A 16,381-nucleotide genomic window follows, 5' to 3' on the forward strand; every position below is an offset into this window, starting at 1 on the left:
TTTATGAATTATACAAAATTACAAGAATTATTGATCAATTTTATAAAAGAACAAGCAGGAGATAAAAATCTCATCTTAGGTTTAAGTGGTGGGATAGATTCAGCTTTAGTAGCTCATCTTTGCAAAAAAGCAATAGGTGAAAAACTTTTTGTGCTTTTAATGCCTACAAAACATTCTAAAAAAGAAAATTTAGATGATGCGTTAATGCTTTGTAAAGATTTGCAAATTCATCATAAGATCATTTATATTGATGAAGTACTTTGTGCTTATGAAAAAATTTGTCAAGACTTAAACCCTTTACGCTTTGGAAATTTAGCTGCAAGAGTGCGTATGAGCTTGCTTTATGATTATTCAGCCTTGCATAATGCTTTAGTGGTAGGCACTTCTAATAAAAGTGAGCTTATGCTTGGTTATGGGACTATTTATGGGGATTTAGCTTGTGCTTTTAATCCTTTGGCTACGCTTTATAAAAGTGAAGTTTTTGAGCTTGCTAAATTTATAGGTGTGCATGAAAATTTCATACAAAAAGCTCCTAGCGCTGATCTTTGGCCAAATCAAAGCGATGAAAAAGATCTTGGCTATAAATATGAAGTTTTAGATGAAGTTTTAAAAGCTTTAGAAAATAATCAAAGCTTGGAAAATTTTGATGAAAATTTAAAAAATTTAATCTTAGAGCGTGTGCAAAATAATGCTTTTAAAAGAAAACTTCCAACAACATTAAAGAATACATATGACTTGGCTTGATCGCTATTTTTTTAAACCTAATTTTTTGCAAAAAACTCTAGCCTTTTTGCTTTTGCCTTTTAGCTTTTTATATATGATTATAGCGATTTTAAATACTAAATTTAAAAAAGAACTTGATTTTAATTTACCCATTATAAGCATAGGTAATCTAACCCTAGGAGGCAATGGAAAAACTCCCATTTGTAAAGCCATAGCAGCTGAGTTTGAAAATTGTTTTATCATCTTAAGAGGTTATAAAAGACAAAGTAAAGGCTTAATCATCGTTAAGCATAAAGATGAAATTTTATGCAATATTAAAGAAAGTGGTGATGAAGCTATGGAATATGCACTTACAAAGCACATTAATGGAGTGATAGTAAGTGAAGATAGGGTTAAAGGCATACAAAAAGCTATCGAGCTTGGAGCAAAGATTATACTTTTAGATGATGCTTTTTCTAAATTTCACATTAAAAAACTTAATATTTTACTGCAAAGTAAAGATGAGCCATTTTTTGGTTTTACCCTACCTAGCGGGGCTTATCGTTTGCCAAAATCTTTTGCTAAAAGGGCTGATTTTATAGCTAAAGAAAATGAAGACTTTGTGCGTTATTCTCATGTAAAAGAAAATCAAAAAGCAGTTTTAATAAGCTCTATTGCAAAGCCTTTTAGATTATATGAGCATTTTATCAAAGCTAGGGCTTGTTATTTTTTTGCTGATCATTACACTTTTCAAAAAGAAGAATTAGAAAAACTTTTAAAAAAACACAATTGTGATACCTTAATGCTAACCTTTAAAGACTATGTGAAAGTAAAAGATTTTGGCTTTAAAACTGAACTTATTCATCTTGATATTGTTTTAAAAGATAGCTTTAAGCAAGTTTTGCAAGATTATATTGATAAATTTAACAAAAAGGAAGAAAATGTTACTACACTCAACCCAAGATAAAAATCACCAAATAAGCTTTTCAAAGGCCTTACTTAGCCCTAGTGCGCCTAATAATGCTTTATACGCTCCACTTAATCTACCAAAGCTTGATAATGAAGCTTTAAAAAATTTAAATTACAAAGAATTAGCCTTAAAAATCATCGCAGCTTTTGATTTTGATTTAGAGCTTGAAGTTTTTGAAAAAGCTTTGAAAACTTATGAGAGTTTTGATGATAAAACCTGCCCTATTAATTTGAAAAAAATCAATGATAAGCTTTATATTAATGAATTATTCCATGGGCCAACAAGAGCTTTTAAAGATATGGCCTTACAACCTTTTGGCGTGCTTTTAGAATACTTAAAAAAAGATGATGATTTTTTAATCATGTGCGCTACAAGTGGCGATACAGGGCCTGCTACGCTAAAAAGCTTTGAAAATAAAAAAGGCATAAAAGTAGTTTGCATTTACCCAAATGAAGGCACAAGTAAAACTCAAACTTTGCAAATGACACATTCAAATGCAAACAATTTAAAATCCATAGCCATTGAAGGTAATTTTGATGATGCGCAAAATGCTCTAAAAGCACTTTTAAATGATGAGGATTTTAAAAATACCTTAAAAGAAGAAAAGTTAAGTCTAAGTGCTGCAAATTCGGTTAATTTCGGAAGAATACTCTTTCAAATCATCTATCATTACTATGCTAGTTTAAAAATCGATAGAACAATAGATATCATCATTCCAAGTGGAAATTTTGGCGATGCCTTGGGAGCTTATTATGCTAAAAAAATGGGAGCAAATATAGGCAAAATTAAAATTGCTTCCAATTCAAACAATATCTTAAGTGAGTTTTTTAATACAGGTAAATACGATTTAAGAAATAAAAACTTACAAAAGACTATTTCCCCTGCTATGGATATACTCATATCATCAAATATAGAAAGATTGCTTTTTGATAAATTTAAAGATGAACGCACCAAAGAACTTATGCAAGCTTTAAAGAATGAAAAATATTATGAGCTTAGCCAAAAAGAACTAGAGCTTTTACAAGAAGACTTTGAAGCTGATTTTTGCAATGATAATGAGTGTATGCAATATATCAAACAATACAGCCACTTAGGACTTTTAGACCCTCACACTTGCACTTGCTTTAAAATGCTTGATTCTAACACTACTACGCTTATCACTTCCACAGCACAATGGAGTAAATTTACCCCAAGTATGTATCAAGCAATTTATAACAAAGAATGTCAAGATGAACAAGCTTGTATGCAAGAACTTGCAAAAGAATTTAAGCAAGAAATTCATCCAAATATTGCAAGCTTATTTACAAGCACTCAAAAACAAAATCAAGTTTGCAAACTCAAAAATCTAAAACAAACTATTATAGAATGGATAAAACAATGATAATCATACCCGCAAGATTAAAATCAAGTCGTTTTGAAAATAAAATTTTATGCGAAATTGACAATTTACCTATGTTTATTTATACAGCTAAAAAAATGCAAGAAGTTGATGAAGTGTGTGTGGCACTTGATGATGAAGAGGTTTTAAAAATAGCACAAAAACACAATATAAAAGCAGTTTTAACAAGCAAAAATCATGAAAGTGGCACTGATAGGATCAACGAAGCTTGTCAAATTTTAAAACTAAATGAAAATGAGTTAATCATTAATGTCCAAGCTGATGAACCTTTTATAGAAACACAAAATATTAAAGATTTTAAAGAATTTAGCCAAAAAGCTTTTGAAGATGAGCTTTGTTTTATGAGTAGTTGCTACAAAGAAGTAGATGCAAAAGCTTGCGATGATCCAAATTTGGTTAAAGTAGTTACTGATAGTAATGATTATGCTTTGTATTTTTCAAGATCTAAAATTCCTTATGAAAGAGCAAATTATAAACAAAGTTTTAAAGCTCATCTTGGAATTTATGCATATAGGGTTAAAAATTTACAAGAATTTTGCACTTTGAAAAACTCAGCTTTAGAAGAATGTGAAAAATTAGAACAATTAAGAGCCTTAGAAAATGGCAAAAAAATCAAAATGTTAAAAATAAAAAGTCAAAGCATAGGTATAGATACAAAAGAAGATTATGAGAAAGCTTTGGCTAAATTTGGAGTTAAAAAATGAAAAAAATACTTTTTTTACTAAGCTTGTTTTTTACACTTCATGCAAAAGAATTAATCGTAGGTATGGAGTTAGCCTACCCTCCTTTTGAAATGAGTGATACTAAAGGTAATCCAAGTGGTATTAGTGTAGAATTTTTACAAGCCTTTGCCAAAGAAAAAAACTATGATTTAAAAATTCAAAACATAGCTTGGGATGGACTTATACCTGCCTTAAGAACTCAAAAAATAGATCTCATCATGTCTTCTATGAGTATAAGCGAGCAAAGAAAAAAAGTAATAGATTTTACCTTGCCTTATGCTAAGGCAAATTTAGCGATATTAAGCGCTAAAAAATCAAATATTAATTCCATAGAAGATTTAAATCAAAAAGGAAAAATCCTTGCCTTAAAAAGAGGTTCAAGTGCGCATTTATATGCTCAAAGAAATCTTAAAAACGCAAAAATCTTAGTATTTGATAAAGAAAACGCAGCCATTTTAGAAGTTATTCAAGCTAAAGCTGATGCTTTTATTTATGATCAAATGAGTATTTATAAAGCATGGAAAAAACATCCTGAGCAAACAAAAGCTATTTTTACTCCTTTTGAAAAAGCACCTGAGCAATGGGCCATAGCTTTAAATAAAAACAATACCAAATTAAAAGAAGAGCTTAATGAGTTTATTTTAAAATCTAAAGAAAATGGTCTTTTTGATAAGCTAAGTCAAAAATATCTCAAAGATATGCAAGAAGTTTTCAAAGAACAAAAGCTTGAGTTTTTCTTTTAAGAAAAACTCTTTTCAAGCTTTCTTGAAAACATAGAAATAGGTAAAGTTAAAACCAAATAGCAAAGTGCTAAGGGAATGTAAATTTCTAAAGTTGAAAAGGTAAAAGCATTGATTTCTTGAGCATTTTGAGTTAATTCTGAAATGGCTATAACACTTAAAAGAGAGCTATCTTTAATTAAATTACTAAGCTGTCCGCTTAGTGGTGCTAAGATATTTTTTAAAGCTTGAGGAAAAATCACGCTTTTATAAATTTCAAACTCACTCAAACCCAAAGCCTTAGCACTTTCATATTGCATTTTATCAACACTTAAAATCCCTGCTCTAAATATCTCACAAATATAAGCACTAGCAAATAAAGCTAAAATCAAAACTCCACAAACATAGCGATTATCAAGCCCCAAATTATCTGCAAAAATATAATAAATCAATAAAATTTGCACTAGCAAAGGCGTGCCTCTAATAAGCTCTATAAAAACTCTTGCAAACATATTAAAAAGCACGATTTTACAAAGACTCATATAGCATAAAATCAAAGCAAAAATCACACCTACAATCAAAGACAAAACACTAATAAAAAAACTCGTAAAAAAACCTTGTATCATTTTGTCTTTATACTCATAAATTGCCCCAAAATCAAAATTATAACTAGCACTTAAAAAAGACAAATAAAAAAATAAAAACAATAAAAAAACCAACAAAAAAGCATTAACCACAAACACTTTTGGAGTGATTTTTTTATGTTCATTAAATTTACTACGTACTATAAAAAAATGATTCAATTCTATCCCTTATTTTTTATCAAATTTTTTAAGTTTTTCATCATTTAAACTAAGCTCCATTTTGCGAATTTCTTCTTCGCCACTACGGACTAATTTTTTATCGTATTTAAAATACTTATTTTTAATTTTATTTGGATATTCTAAAACACTAAGTAAATACTTAAACAAATTGATTCTTGCTTTCTTTTTACTATCTGAATTAATAATCACCCAAGGACATTTTGGTGTATTAGAAGCTAAAAGCATAGAATATTTTGCTAGGGTGTATTTGTCCCATAATTCTTGGGATTTTTCATCAACCGGAGATAATTTGTATTGTTTTAGTGGATCTGTTCTTCTTTGCTCAAAACGTCTTTTTTGCTCTTGTTTAGAAACTGAAAAATAAAATTTAAAAAATAAAATTCCACTATCAAGCAACATCTCTTCAAAAGAAGCCACCTCGCGCAAGAATTTTTTATGCTCATTTGGAGTACAAAAACCCATCACAGGCTCTACTCCTGCTCTATTATACCATGATCTATCAAAAATCACTATTTCTCCTGCTGCAGGTAAATGCGTCACATAACGTTGAAAATACCACTGAGTTCTTTCCACATCACTTGGCTTTTCAAGTGCCACCACACGACAACCTCTAGGGTTTAAATGCTCAATTAATCTTTTAATAGCGCCACCTTTTCCTGCTGCATCGCGTCCTTCGATTAAAATCAAAACTTTTAATCCTTTATCTTTAACATGATTTTGAAATTTCAAAAGCTCAATTTGTAATCTTTTAAGCTCGCTTTCATACTCAAGCGTTGATTTTTTTACCTTAATGAGAGTAAATTTGTCCTTGTCCATAACAGGCTCCTTAATTTAGGATAATTATTAACTTAAATTTACCACAAATAAGTAAAATAAAACAAATTTAATTTTCAATTTTAAGGAGAAAAATGCGTTTTTTAGCGGTATTTTTTATTTTTTTCAATTTAGCTTTTGCTAATAATGGAATATTATCACTCAATGAAGCTTTTAAACTCAATACCCATAGCAACAATCAAGGAATTTTTTTAAAAATCAATCTTGCAGATAGAATTTATCTTTACAAAGATCAAATCAAAGTAGAATTAGACTCTAATGACATTACTTCTTTATTAAATTTCCCACAAACTCAAACTAGAGAAAACAAAGAAGTAATCTTTAGCCAACTTGAACTTTTCATACCTCAATTATTATTAGATGATTTTATTAAAAATAACAAAGCAAAACTTTCCCTAGCTTATCAAGGTTGCTCAGAAGAAGGTTTATGCTATCGTCCTGTATATGTAAATTATGAACTTAATAAACAAAATGGAATTTATGCTATAAAATCCACTAAAGATCAATTTAAAAAGCAAAATGAAGATGAGCAAATTGCTAATGATTTAAGCACACAAAATATATTTATCACACTTTTAACTTTTTTTGGCTATGGCTTATTATTAGCACTTACTCCTTGTATTTTACCAATGATACCTATTCTTTCTTCATTAATTGCAATGAAGCTCAAAGACAAACCATCTAAAAAACATAGCTTTTATTTATCTTTTATCTATGTCTTTTTTATGTCTTTAGCTTATGCTATAGCAGGTGCTTTAGTAGGCCTTGCAGGGGCTAATGTACAAGGTTTATTACAACAACCTTGGATTATCATTACTTTTGCAGGCATTTTTGTATTACTTTCACTTTCTATGTTTGGACTTTATGAATTACAACTACCGCTTAAATTTCAAAATTTTATCAATAAAAAAATAGAAGGCAAAAATGGAGTTTTTGGTATAGCTATCATGGGCTTTTTATCAGCTCTTATTGTAGGTCCTTGCGTGGCTGCACCTTTAGCAGGAGCTTTGCTTTATATTACTAATAGTGGTGATGTATTTTTGGGAGGACTTTCTTTATTTGTGATGAGTTTTGGTATGGGCATGCCTTTACTCTTAATAGGTCTTGGAGGAAATCTTTTAAAAAGTGGGACTTGGATGCTTAAGATAAAGATTTTCTTTGGTTTTATCATGCTCATTATGGCAGTTTGGATGCTAGAAAGAATACTTAGTGCAAATATCATTTTGATACTTTATGGAATTATAGGGATATTTTTTGTTAGTTTTATGGGTTTATTTGATGAAGCTAAAACTAATTTTGATAAATTTAAAAAAGCAAGTATGATTTTAATTTTAGCTTATAGTTTAAGCCTAATTTTAGGCGGCTCAATGGGTTCAAAAAGCTTACTAAAACCTCTTGAATTTAATCTTGCTTCAAAAGAAAATAGCCCTAGTTTAAGTTTTAAAACCATTAAAAATTTAAAAGAACTTAAGCAAGAATTACAAAATTCTGCCAAACCTGTTATGCTTGAATTTACAGCTGCTTGGTGTGAAAACTGCAAACTTTTAGAAGAATATACTTTTACAGATGCAAAAGTACAAAATTTGCTTGCTAATTACACACTTTTAAAAGCAGATGTAACACATAATAGCCAAGAAGATTTAGCTCTTATGAAAGAATTTGGAGTTTTTGGGCCTCCTGTGATGATATTTTTTAACAAAAGTGAAGAAAAAGGACGCATTATAGGCTATGTAGATGCAAATGAATTTTTAAATAGAGTTCCTTAAAGGACTCTATTTAAAATTAATTTTATTTCAAAAAACCTTTCAATCCTTCAAGCTGATATTGCCATAGTTTTTCTATAAAAATTTTAAGTTTTATTGCCAAAAGACCGCTAATTGGTTTATGTAAAACCGTGCCAACTGCATAATCTTTTCCGATTGAACAAACGGTATTTCCACTCACAAAAGAAAATTCTTGTTTAAATTCTTTCTCATCAATCATAGCCATTAAAGCTTTAGCCACATAAGCTCCTTCTCTTAATGCAAGCTGGGCTGTTGGAGGATATGGAGTGTTAGTTTTAGGGTTTTTAAATAAACTATTATCGCCTATAAAAAAGTATTTTGATGAATTTTCAACATTTAATGGATGCATAAAAACATCTACTTCTATACGCGATCTTGTGCTTGGAAAATCTGAGCTATTTTCTATAACACTATTACCTCTAACTCCTGCAGTCCAAATAATAGTATTAGCTTTAATAAATTCTCCCCCATCAAGCCTTATACCATTTTTTTCACATTCTATAATTTTAGATTTTTCATATACTTTCACACCAAGTGCTTCTAGCCTTTGCCTTGCTTTTAAAGCCAAACTTTTATCAAACATAGGTAAAATTTGATCCATAGCTTCAATAATAGAGAGTTCTAATTTCTCATAAGAAATTTGCTCTTTTTGACAAAATATTTTAAGCTCTTTAGCTAAAGAAGCTACAAATTCAACCCCGCTTAAGCCCCCGCCACAAACTGTGATTTTTAAATCATCTTCATTTTGGGTGGTTTTGTAATTTTTTATTTTCTCATATATTATTTCATTAATTTTTAAAGCATTTTCATAATTGTCTATACTCAAAGCATATTCTTGCATACCTTTAATGCCAAAAGTTTCCTTCGCAAAACCAAGCCCACATACTAAAATATCAAAGTCAAATTCATTATTTTTAGTAAAAACTTTGTCTTTAGAAATTTTTAAAACTTCATCTTGGATAAAGTTGATTTTTGGATTTAATAAAGGTAAAAGATCATATTTTGAACTATAAATATTTTCATTTGAAGCTACTTTGTGTAGTAAAATAGTATGATAATGATAAGAATTGTTATTAATCAAACTCACTTGTGCTTTTTCAAAAAACTCATCAGGTAAGGCTTTTATAGCCGATAAAGTAGCATATCCTGCACCTAAAAACAAAATTTTCTTTTTTTGCATGGATTTTCCTCTAATTTGATAAAAAAATAAATAAAAATTTGGCATAATGGTATTATTTTTTATCTTAAAATATTTTTTATTTAAATTTAGCAAGGAAAAAGCATGCAAAGACAAACTTGGAGCAATACGCTAACTTATATCCTTACAGTAGCAGGAGCGACTATTGGTTTTGGAGCCACTTGGCGTTTTCCATATTTAGTGGGTGAAAATGGAGGCGGTGCTTATGTTTTGGCCTTTTGTATAGCTATGATTTTTATAGGAATTCCTGTGATTTTGGTCGAAAATGTCATAGGAAGACGCAGAATGCTAAATTCAGTCGATGCTTTTGGCGGAAAAACAAGCGATGGAGTTAAAATATCTAATTCTTGGCAAGGTGTTGGCTATATGGGACTTTTGGGAAGTTTTGGAATCATGGCTTATTATATGGTAATAGGCGGATGGGTTTTAGCTTATATTTTTAAAATTATCATAGGCGATTTTAATCTTTCAAGTCCCATTAACGCTCAATATACAAGCGAATTTTATAGCTCTACTATAGAAAATAATCCTTTATTAATAGGAATTTTTACTACTATATTTGTGATAATTAATTGGATTATCTTAAAAAAAGGTGTGATTGATGGCATAGAAAAGTCAGTAAAATACCTTATGCCATTTTTATTTATCTGTCTTTTGGTTGTTGTTGCGCGCAATTTAACTCTCGAAGGAGCAAGTGAGGGTGTGAAATTTTACCTTACTCCTGATCTTTCTAAAATCACTCCTAAATTGTTTATAGATGTTTTAGGACAAGTATTTTTTGCCCTATCTTTGGGTTTTGGTGTAATGATAACCTTATCATCTCACCTTAAGAAAAATGAGAATTTAATCAAAACTTCTGTTTATACAGGAATTTTAAACACCCTCATAGCAGTGCTTGCTGGATTTATGATTTTCCCTGCTTTATTTAGCGTAGGTTTAACCCCTGATAGTGGGCCATCTTTGGTTTTTAAAACCTTGCCCGTTGCATTTTCACATATACCTTTTGGAAGTATAATTTGTGTGTTTTTCTTTTTGCTTTTAATCATCGCTGCACTTACTACAAGCTTACCAATTTATCAAGTAATCATTAGTGTTTTAGAGGAAAAATTTAAACTAGCTAAAAATACCGCTATTAATCTAACACTTGGAAGTATTTTTGTTTTAGGGAATTTACCATGTATACTTACCTATGGTCCTTTAAGAGATATTACTATCATCAAGGGAAAAAATATTTTTGATAGCTTTGATTTTATTAGTGGAAATATATTCTTTGTTTTAACCGCATTTTTTTGTTGTATTTATGTAGGTTGGGTGCTTAAAAAAGATGCTATTTATGAACTTTCCAATCAAAATACCCTAAAAGGAAGTATTTTTAAATTATGGTATTATTATGTTAAATTTATTATACCTTTGATTATCTTAGTGATTTTTTATTTTGGAATTTTTTAATTTATACTCATAACGCTTTAACATGCTTATATTTCCTTCAAGGCCTCCTTGATGGATATATAAGATTTTTCCACCAAATTGCTCTTTATGAGCTAATAAAGTTTTAAAACCCACCATATCATAAAGCAAATCAAACTCCACTCCACATTCTTTTTTTAAATCCTTATAAAGCTCATAAAATTCTAAATAAGGCTTAGCAAAATGATATTTTTTAGGTGAATTTAATATGGTTAAATTATCAAAATCATAATTTGGCTCTAAGCTTAAAATTTGCTCTTTTAAATATGCACTATCGCCCACACAAGCACATGTAAAAACTTTAAATTTACTATGTTTAGCCAAAAAAGCCGCAGAAGTTCCTGTACCTGAAGGTAAAAAAATACTTACAGTTTCACTTAACTGCTCACTAAGCTCTAAGGCTAGTTGCTGGTATCCAAATTCAGCTTCTTTTATAGCCACACCCTCTTCTATAAAAATATCATCATCTTTTTTCAAGGCTAGAGCTTGCAGTCTTCTTGTGGGATAATTTATATTTTCTATCAACTTCACATTGTGTTTTAATGCAAATTCTAAATTTCCATGGGGATTTTCTTTTAAAAAAGAACTCATTTTTTCACAAACAAAAATAAGCAAAAAATCATTTTCGTAACAAAACTTAGCTAAAGCAACTAAAGCATTACTTTGAGAGGAGCCAAAAGAAATAAATCTTTGTCCTTTTTTAAATAAATGTTTATTTTTTTCAAAAAAGGCTAGTTTTCTAGCCTTATTTCCATTAATATAACCTAGTAAATCATCTCTTTTAAGTAAAAATTCAAAATCTTTGTATTTTAAAACATCAATTCTACTTGCTATCAAGGTATTTTTCAACCTTTTCTAAAGCATTATTTGTATTGATATTAAACTTAATCTCTATTCTACGACTTGCCTCTTTGTCTTCTTTACCATCTTTCATAATCACATCAGAATAAGATCTACCACTTGCCATTAAAAGTTTTTGCAATCTTGGATCTTTGTAAAATGAGTGTATAAAACTCATCACAGCATAAGCTCTTTTTTGTGATAAATCAAGATTATATATATAAGAGCCTGCACTATCTGTGTGACCTTCTATGACTATATTTTCTATACTATTTAAGATATTTTCATCTTTTAAGATATTGTCAAAATACTGTGTTAAAATTGCCTTTAAATTCTCTTTTGCTTGAGCTTTTAGAGTAAAAGAATTTGTATCAAAAAGCACTTCAGAAGGTAAAACTATCGCGCCTGTATTAGAATCTAAGGTAATATTAGTATCAAATTTTGCTTGAAGATTTTTGATGGTATTTTCTTTGATTAATCCTAGTTCTTTGATTTTGCTTTTCGCCTCATCAAAATTACGCTCTAATTCTTTGTTTTCCTCATCTTTTTTATTTAATCTTTCAAGTAAAGCAAAAATTTGCTGATCTTTTTCATCTAAACTTGAATTTAAATCTTGATTAAGTTTAGTAATATTAGCTTCTAAAGCTTGTTTTTGTTTGCTGATATTATCAAGCGTACTTGAGGTATTACTTAATTTTTGGCTAAGACTTTTTAAAATATCTTCTTTTTGATTTAATTCTTCTTTATTCTCTCTTAAGCGTTCTTCTTGTTTTTGCAAATTTTCTTTTATGATTTGTAAATCACTTTGAGTTAAAACATACTTAACAACTATAGCTCCAATAAGCAAAATAAATATAAAAAGCAAGCCTGCCATTAAATCTGCATAAGCTATCCAAAAATTATTTTCTTCATTGCTAGAATTATTTTTTATCATCTATTTTTTCATCTTCTTTTTGATTTTCAAGCTTTGCAATAACTTGTGTGGTTTGCTCATCTAATTCTTTGCTTTCTTCTTTAAATTCTTGCATTAGTGAAATTTTTTCGTCAATATTTTTTTCATCTTCATAAGCTTCTTTAAAAGTATGCATGCCCTCTATAATACTTGCCCTAAAGCCTTCAAAAAGCTTAGTTTGATTATCAAGCATAAGATTTTGATATTTTTCAATATTATTTGAAAAATTATTTACCTTTTCATCTAAAGCACTCACACTTTTATCTAAATGCACAATCTTATCTGAACTCACATCTAAGAGTCTATTATATTGCTCTGAAATTCTTAAGGTTAAATCTTTTATGTTTGAATTTAACATATTTACCGCATTTGCAATCTCGCTATAAGTTTTAACAATATCTTTTTGCTCTCTTTGGGTTTTAGATAAATCACTCATAGTTTGTTTTACATGCTCACTGCTTAATCTTACAGCTTTTTCTTCAGCATTTACAAGCTCTTGAAAAACTTTGAATTTTCTATCTATTGTATTATCTAGTTCTTTAAAAAATTCCTCATTGCTTACATGTTCAAAAATCGTGCCTATTTTTTCAAAATGTTGCAAACTTTCTTGAAGGTATTTTCTATCAATTTCTTCTTTAGACCAAAAAAAATCGCTTGTTGCGTTTTTTTGACGATTTAGAAGTTTTTGGAATTTACTACTACCGTATTTTTCAAAAAATATCCACCAAAGTGCTAAGAAAATTCCATAAATTGATACATAAAAGGCTGTTCCTACTCCATTTAATAAAACTGAAATCTCTTGTTCTAAGCCTGCTGTGTCGCTTGAATTAAAATTTGGCATAGACATGGCTATACTTATAAAAGTTCCTAAAATACCAAGCATAGGAAAAATAGCTGCACCCACAGAAGCAAAATTTTCATTTCTCAAATCTTTCACATAAGCATATGCAAAATCATCAAAACTAGCATTTGACTTTGTTTCTTTACCTATAACTAAAAAATGCTTCATAATATAGCGTTTCAATATCAGCTTAAATTCATCTTTTTGTTGCTCAAAAATACTTGAAGCATAATCAGCACTATGTCTAGCAAAGATCAAAGCCACTAAAAAGATAATCCCTATCATTACAACACTATGTAATTCTACTTTAAAATCAATCTTTCCAAAATACCCTAAAAGCACTAAAATATACAATATAGCAGGGATAAAAATAATCTTTAAATAAGCAACAATTCCTGTGCTACCTTTTCCTTCAGGTAATACAAGATCAGAAAAATCATCAGTTGTTTTAACTTCCATTTTATAAACCTTTGTTAATTTTACTCTAAAAATTTGAAATCTTCACAGGAAAATCAACTAAGAGTTATAAAACTCTTAGTTTCTATCGATACAATTTAAATCACTAAAAGCACATTCTAAGCGTTTGATCATACTCTCTTCGCCCGCTCTAAGCCATACTCTTGGATCATAATATTTTTTATTTGGCTTATCTTCTCCATCTGGATTACCAATTTGGCCTTGCAAATAAGCTTTATTTTTAAGCTCATATTCTCTAACACCATCCCAAAAAGCCCATTGTGTATCTGTATCAATATTCATTTTAATTACACCGTAGCTAAGTGCTGCTTTGATATCCTCTATATCGCTACCGCTACCACCATGGAAAACAAAATTGATTGGTTTATCTTCACCAAGATTGAATTTTTCTTTTACATAATTTTGAGAGTTTTTAAGAATTTCAGGTCTTAAAATCACATTTCCTGGTTTATATACTCCATGTACATTACCAAAACTAGCTGCAATTGAAAATCTATCACTAATTTTAGAAAGTCTCTCATAAGCTAATGCTACATCTTCAGGCTGAGTGTATAATTTTGCATTATCGATATTAGTATTATCCACTCCATCTTCTTCACCACCCGTACATCCTAGCTCAAGCTCTAAAGAAATTCCAAGTTCAGACATTTGTTTTAGATAATTTTCGCAAGTACTTAGATTGCTTTCTAAATCCTCTTCACTTAAGTCAATCATATGAGAACTAAACAAAGGTTTGCCTGTTTCTTTTTTAAACTCAATATTTGCTTCAATCAAAGCATCAATCCAAGGAAGTAGTTTTCTAGCAGCATGATCTGTGTGTAAAATCACCGGAATTCCATAATCTTTTGCCATTAAATGCACATGTCTTGCACCACTTATAGCACCAAGTACATCAGCTTTTGGGCAAGCTTTTCCTGCTACAAATTTAGCTCCTCCATTTGAAAACTGAATAATCACAGGTGAATTAACCTTTTTAGCACTTTCTAAAACCGCATTGATAGAATTTGTCCCCACGACATTTACCGCAGGGATAGCAAATCCTTCTTTTTTTGCATGATTATATACGATATTTAGATCATCACCACTTAAAACACCTGGTTTAACAAGATCTAATACACCCATTATTTGTATTCCACTTTTGCTTTTTGAAGAAGTTCTTGAGCTTTTTTATTCATAAGTTCTTTAAATTCTTCCATTTTGATATTGCTTTCAATACCTGCTTTTACTTCATTATAGCTCATAGTACTTTTTGCTCTAGCATCTTCTTTTAAGATAACATGATATCCAAAATCACTCTTTATAGGTGTTTTAGAAATAGTACCTTTTTTCATAGAAAAAGCTGCATCAGCAAATGGTTTTACCATAGTTGATTCAGCAAACCAACCAAGATCACCACCTTGAGCTGAAGAACCTTTGTCGATTGATTTTTCTTTTGCAAGTTGAGCAAATTTATCATTTAAAGCTTTTCCACTTAGCTTACTAAGCTCGGCAATAATATCTTTAGCTTCTTTTTCACTAGTTACCAAAATATGCTTAGCTTTTACCTGAGCTGGTTTAGTAAATTTATCTTTATTTGCTTCATAGAATTTTTTAGCTTTAGCATCATTATTTTTAATTGAATCAAAAATTTTCTTTTGGTAGATATTTACCAAAATAGCTTCTTTAGCACGCTCTAATTCTTCTTTATATGAAGGATCATTTTCTATTTTTTGAGCTTTAGCGTCTTTTAATACAAGTTGTTGAACGATATATTGATCAATAATTGCTTTTTTTTGTTCAGCTGGTAAATCAGTGATTTTAGCACCTCTTAGCATAGGAGCAAAAAATTCATTCACTTCTGTATCGCTGATATTGTTTCCATCAAGGGTTGCAACCACCGCAGCATTTAAACTCAAACCTGTTAATAAAGCCGCAGCAACTAAAGAAATTTTTTTCATTGTTTTTCCTTTGAAATAGTTTTGTTGATTTTATTATATCTAAACTTTATTTAAAGCCGATTAACATACAATAAGTTTATGAAAAGAAATTTAGAAATTAAAAAATTATTTTTAGAGCATTTTGGAGAGGCAAAAACAGAATTAGTTTTTAGTAATGCTTATGAACTTATAGTTTGTGTTATGCTTTCAGCTCAATGTACCGATAAAAGGGTTAATCTCATCACGCCGGCTTTATTTAAAGCTTATCCTAGTGTGCAAGATTTAGCTAAGGCAAATTTATCATCTTTAAAGCTTTTGATTAATTCTTGCTCATTTTATAATAATAAAGCACAAAATTTAATCAAAATGGCTCAAGCAGTTTGTGAGCAATTTAATGGCGAAATTCCTATGAATGAGCAAGATTTAAAAACTCTAGCAGGTGTAGGACAAAAAACCGCACATGTAGTGATGATAGAATGGTGTGGGGCTAATTGCATGGCTGTAGATACTCATGTATTTAGAGTTTCGCATAGACTTAATCTTAGCAAAGCCAAAACCCCTGAAGAAACTGAAAAAGACTTAACTAAAATTTTTAAAGATAATCTAAACTATCTTCATCAAGCCATGGTGCTTTTTGGACGTTATACATGTAAAGCCAAAAATCCTTTATGTAAAGAGTGTTTTTTAAATCATTTATGTAAGAGTAAAGATAAAAAATTAATCTAGCACCAAATTA

The 16,381-nt window shown here is 29.7% G+C and carries 16 protein-coding genes; 8 read left to right on the forward strand and 8 right to left on the reverse strand.

Features of this window, described 5'->3' with window-relative positions:
* The first annotated feature begins 3 nt into the window (after window positions 1-3).
* Genes L8W68_RS00110 through L8W68_RS00130 form a run of 5 tightly spaced genes read left to right on the forward strand, consistent with a single transcriptional unit; the run spans window position 4 to window position 4,536 of the window.
* Window positions 4-744 (forward strand): NAD+ synthase, encoded by a 741-nt coding sequence (locus L8W68_RS00110; RefSeq protein WP_263674526.1) that lies wholly within the window; start codon window positions 4-6, stop codon window positions 742-744.
* A complete protein-coding gene (locus L8W68_RS00115) occupies window positions 731-1,669 on the forward strand; it encodes a tetraacyldisaccharide 4'-kinase (RefSeq protein ID WP_263674527.1) in 939 nt (312 codons plus the stop codon). The genes L8W68_RS00110 and L8W68_RS00115 overlap by 14 nt, the downstream gene beginning before the upstream one ends.
* Window positions 1,644-3,053 (forward strand): threonine synthase, encoded by a 1,410-nt coding sequence (gene thrC, locus L8W68_RS00120; protein WP_263674528.1) that lies wholly within the window; start codon window positions 1,644-1,646, stop codon window positions 3,051-3,053. The genes L8W68_RS00115 and thrC overlap by 26 nt, the downstream gene beginning before the upstream one ends.
* A complete protein-coding gene (gene kdsB, locus L8W68_RS00125; protein WP_263674529.1) occupies window positions 3,050-3,775 on the forward strand; it encodes a 3-deoxy-manno-octulosonate cytidylyltransferase in 726 nt (241 codons plus the stop codon). The genes thrC and kdsB overlap by 4 nt, the downstream gene beginning before the upstream one ends.
* The gene (locus tag L8W68_RS00130) at window positions 3,772-4,536 is read left to right on the forward strand and encodes a transporter substrate-binding domain-containing protein (RefSeq protein ID WP_263674530.1); all 765 of its coding nucleotides are present in this window, start codon (window positions 3,772-3,774) and stop codon (window positions 4,534-4,536) included. Before kdsB ends, L8W68_RS00130 begins: the two co-directional genes overlap by 4 nt.
* Here L8W68_RS00130 and L8W68_RS00135 read toward each other — a convergent pair.
* On the reverse strand, window positions 4,533-5,315 hold the full coding sequence (locus tag L8W68_RS00135; protein ID WP_263674531.1) for an amino acid ABC transporter permease: 783 nt from the start codon (window positions 5,313-5,315) through the stop codon (window positions 4,533-4,535). The genes L8W68_RS00130 and L8W68_RS00135 overlap by 4 nt on opposite strands.
* A gap of 9 nt (window positions 5,316-5,324) precedes the next feature.
* Window positions 5,325-6,152: a polyphosphate kinase 2 gene (ppk2, locus tag L8W68_RS00140; protein ID WP_263674532.1), complete on the reverse strand. Its 828-nt coding sequence runs from the start codon at window positions 6,150-6,152 to the stop codon at window positions 5,325-5,327.
* 92 nt (window positions 6,153-6,244) lie between these two features.
* On the opposite strand from ppk2, the gene dsbD reads away from it, so the two are divergent.
* Window positions 6,245-7,936 (forward strand): protein-disulfide reductase DsbD, encoded by a 1,692-nt coding sequence (gene dsbD / locus L8W68_RS00145; protein WP_263674533.1) that lies wholly within the window; start codon window positions 6,245-6,247, stop codon window positions 7,934-7,936.
* 22 nt (window positions 7,937-7,958) lie between these two features.
* On the opposite strand, the gene L8W68_RS00150 is transcribed toward dsbD, so the two are convergent.
* Entirely contained in the window at window positions 7,959-9,134 is a 1,176-nt protein-coding gene (locus L8W68_RS00150) for an NAD(P)/FAD-dependent oxidoreductase (RefSeq protein ID WP_263674534.1), read from the reverse strand.
* A gap of 102 nt (window positions 9,135-9,236) precedes the next feature.
* On the opposite strand from L8W68_RS00150, the gene L8W68_RS00155 reads away from it, so the two are divergent.
* Window positions 9,237-10,601: a sodium-dependent transporter gene (locus L8W68_RS00155; protein WP_214126899.1), complete on the forward strand. Its 1,365-nt coding sequence runs from the start codon at window positions 9,237-9,239 to the stop codon at window positions 10,599-10,601.
* On the opposite strand, the gene L8W68_RS00160 is transcribed toward L8W68_RS00155, so the two are convergent.
* The 5 genes from L8W68_RS00160 to L8W68_RS00180 all read right to left on the reverse strand — a co-directional run bounded on the left by L8W68_RS00160 (window position 10,572) and on the right by L8W68_RS00180 (window position 15,666).
* Window positions 10,572-11,456, reverse strand: coding sequence for a 1-aminocyclopropane-1-carboxylate deaminase/D-cysteine desulfhydrase (locus tag L8W68_RS00160; RefSeq protein ID WP_263674535.1), 885 nt, complete (start codon window positions 11,454-11,456; stop codon window positions 10,572-10,574). The genes L8W68_RS00155 and L8W68_RS00160 overlap by 30 nt on opposite strands.
* On the reverse strand, window positions 11,443-12,393 hold the full coding sequence (locus L8W68_RS00165; protein WP_263674536.1) for an OmpA family protein: 951 nt from the start codon (window positions 12,391-12,393) through the stop codon (window positions 11,443-11,445). The genes L8W68_RS00160 and L8W68_RS00165 overlap by 14 nt, the downstream gene beginning before the upstream one ends.
* The gene (locus L8W68_RS00170; RefSeq protein WP_039626332.1) at window positions 12,380-13,711 is read right to left on the reverse strand and encodes a MotA/TolQ/ExbB proton channel family protein; all 1,332 of its coding nucleotides are present in this window, start codon (window positions 13,709-13,711) and stop codon (window positions 12,380-12,382) included. The genes L8W68_RS00165 and L8W68_RS00170 overlap by 14 nt, the downstream gene beginning before the upstream one ends.
* 75 nt (window positions 13,712-13,786) lie before the next feature.
* Window positions 13,787-14,851, reverse strand: coding sequence for a class II fructose-bisphosphate aldolase (fbaA, locus tag L8W68_RS00175; RefSeq protein WP_263674537.1), 1,065 nt, complete (start codon window positions 14,849-14,851; stop codon window positions 13,787-13,789).
* Window positions 14,851-15,666 (reverse strand): peptidylprolyl isomerase, encoded by an 816-nt coding sequence (locus tag L8W68_RS00180; protein WP_047208348.1) that lies wholly within the window; start codon window positions 15,664-15,666, stop codon window positions 14,851-14,853. The genes fbaA and L8W68_RS00180 overlap by 1 nt, the downstream gene beginning before the upstream one ends.
* 78 nt (window positions 15,667-15,744) lie before the next feature.
* Here L8W68_RS00180 and nth point away from each other — a divergent pair, with 78 nt between their 5' ends.
* Window positions 15,745-16,371 carry an endonuclease III gene (nth, locus tag L8W68_RS00185; protein WP_263674538.1) on the forward strand — a complete coding sequence of 209 codons (627 nt, stop codon included), beginning with the start codon at window positions 15,745-15,747 and terminating at the stop codon, window positions 16,369-16,371.
* The last annotated feature ends 10 nt before the right edge of the window (window positions 16,372-16,381 follow it).

Source organism: Campylobacter sp. FU_497, from assembly GCF_025772425.1.
Classification (GTDB): Bacteria; Campylobacterota; Campylobacteria; order Campylobacterales; family Campylobacteraceae; genus Campylobacter_D; species Campylobacter_D lari_C.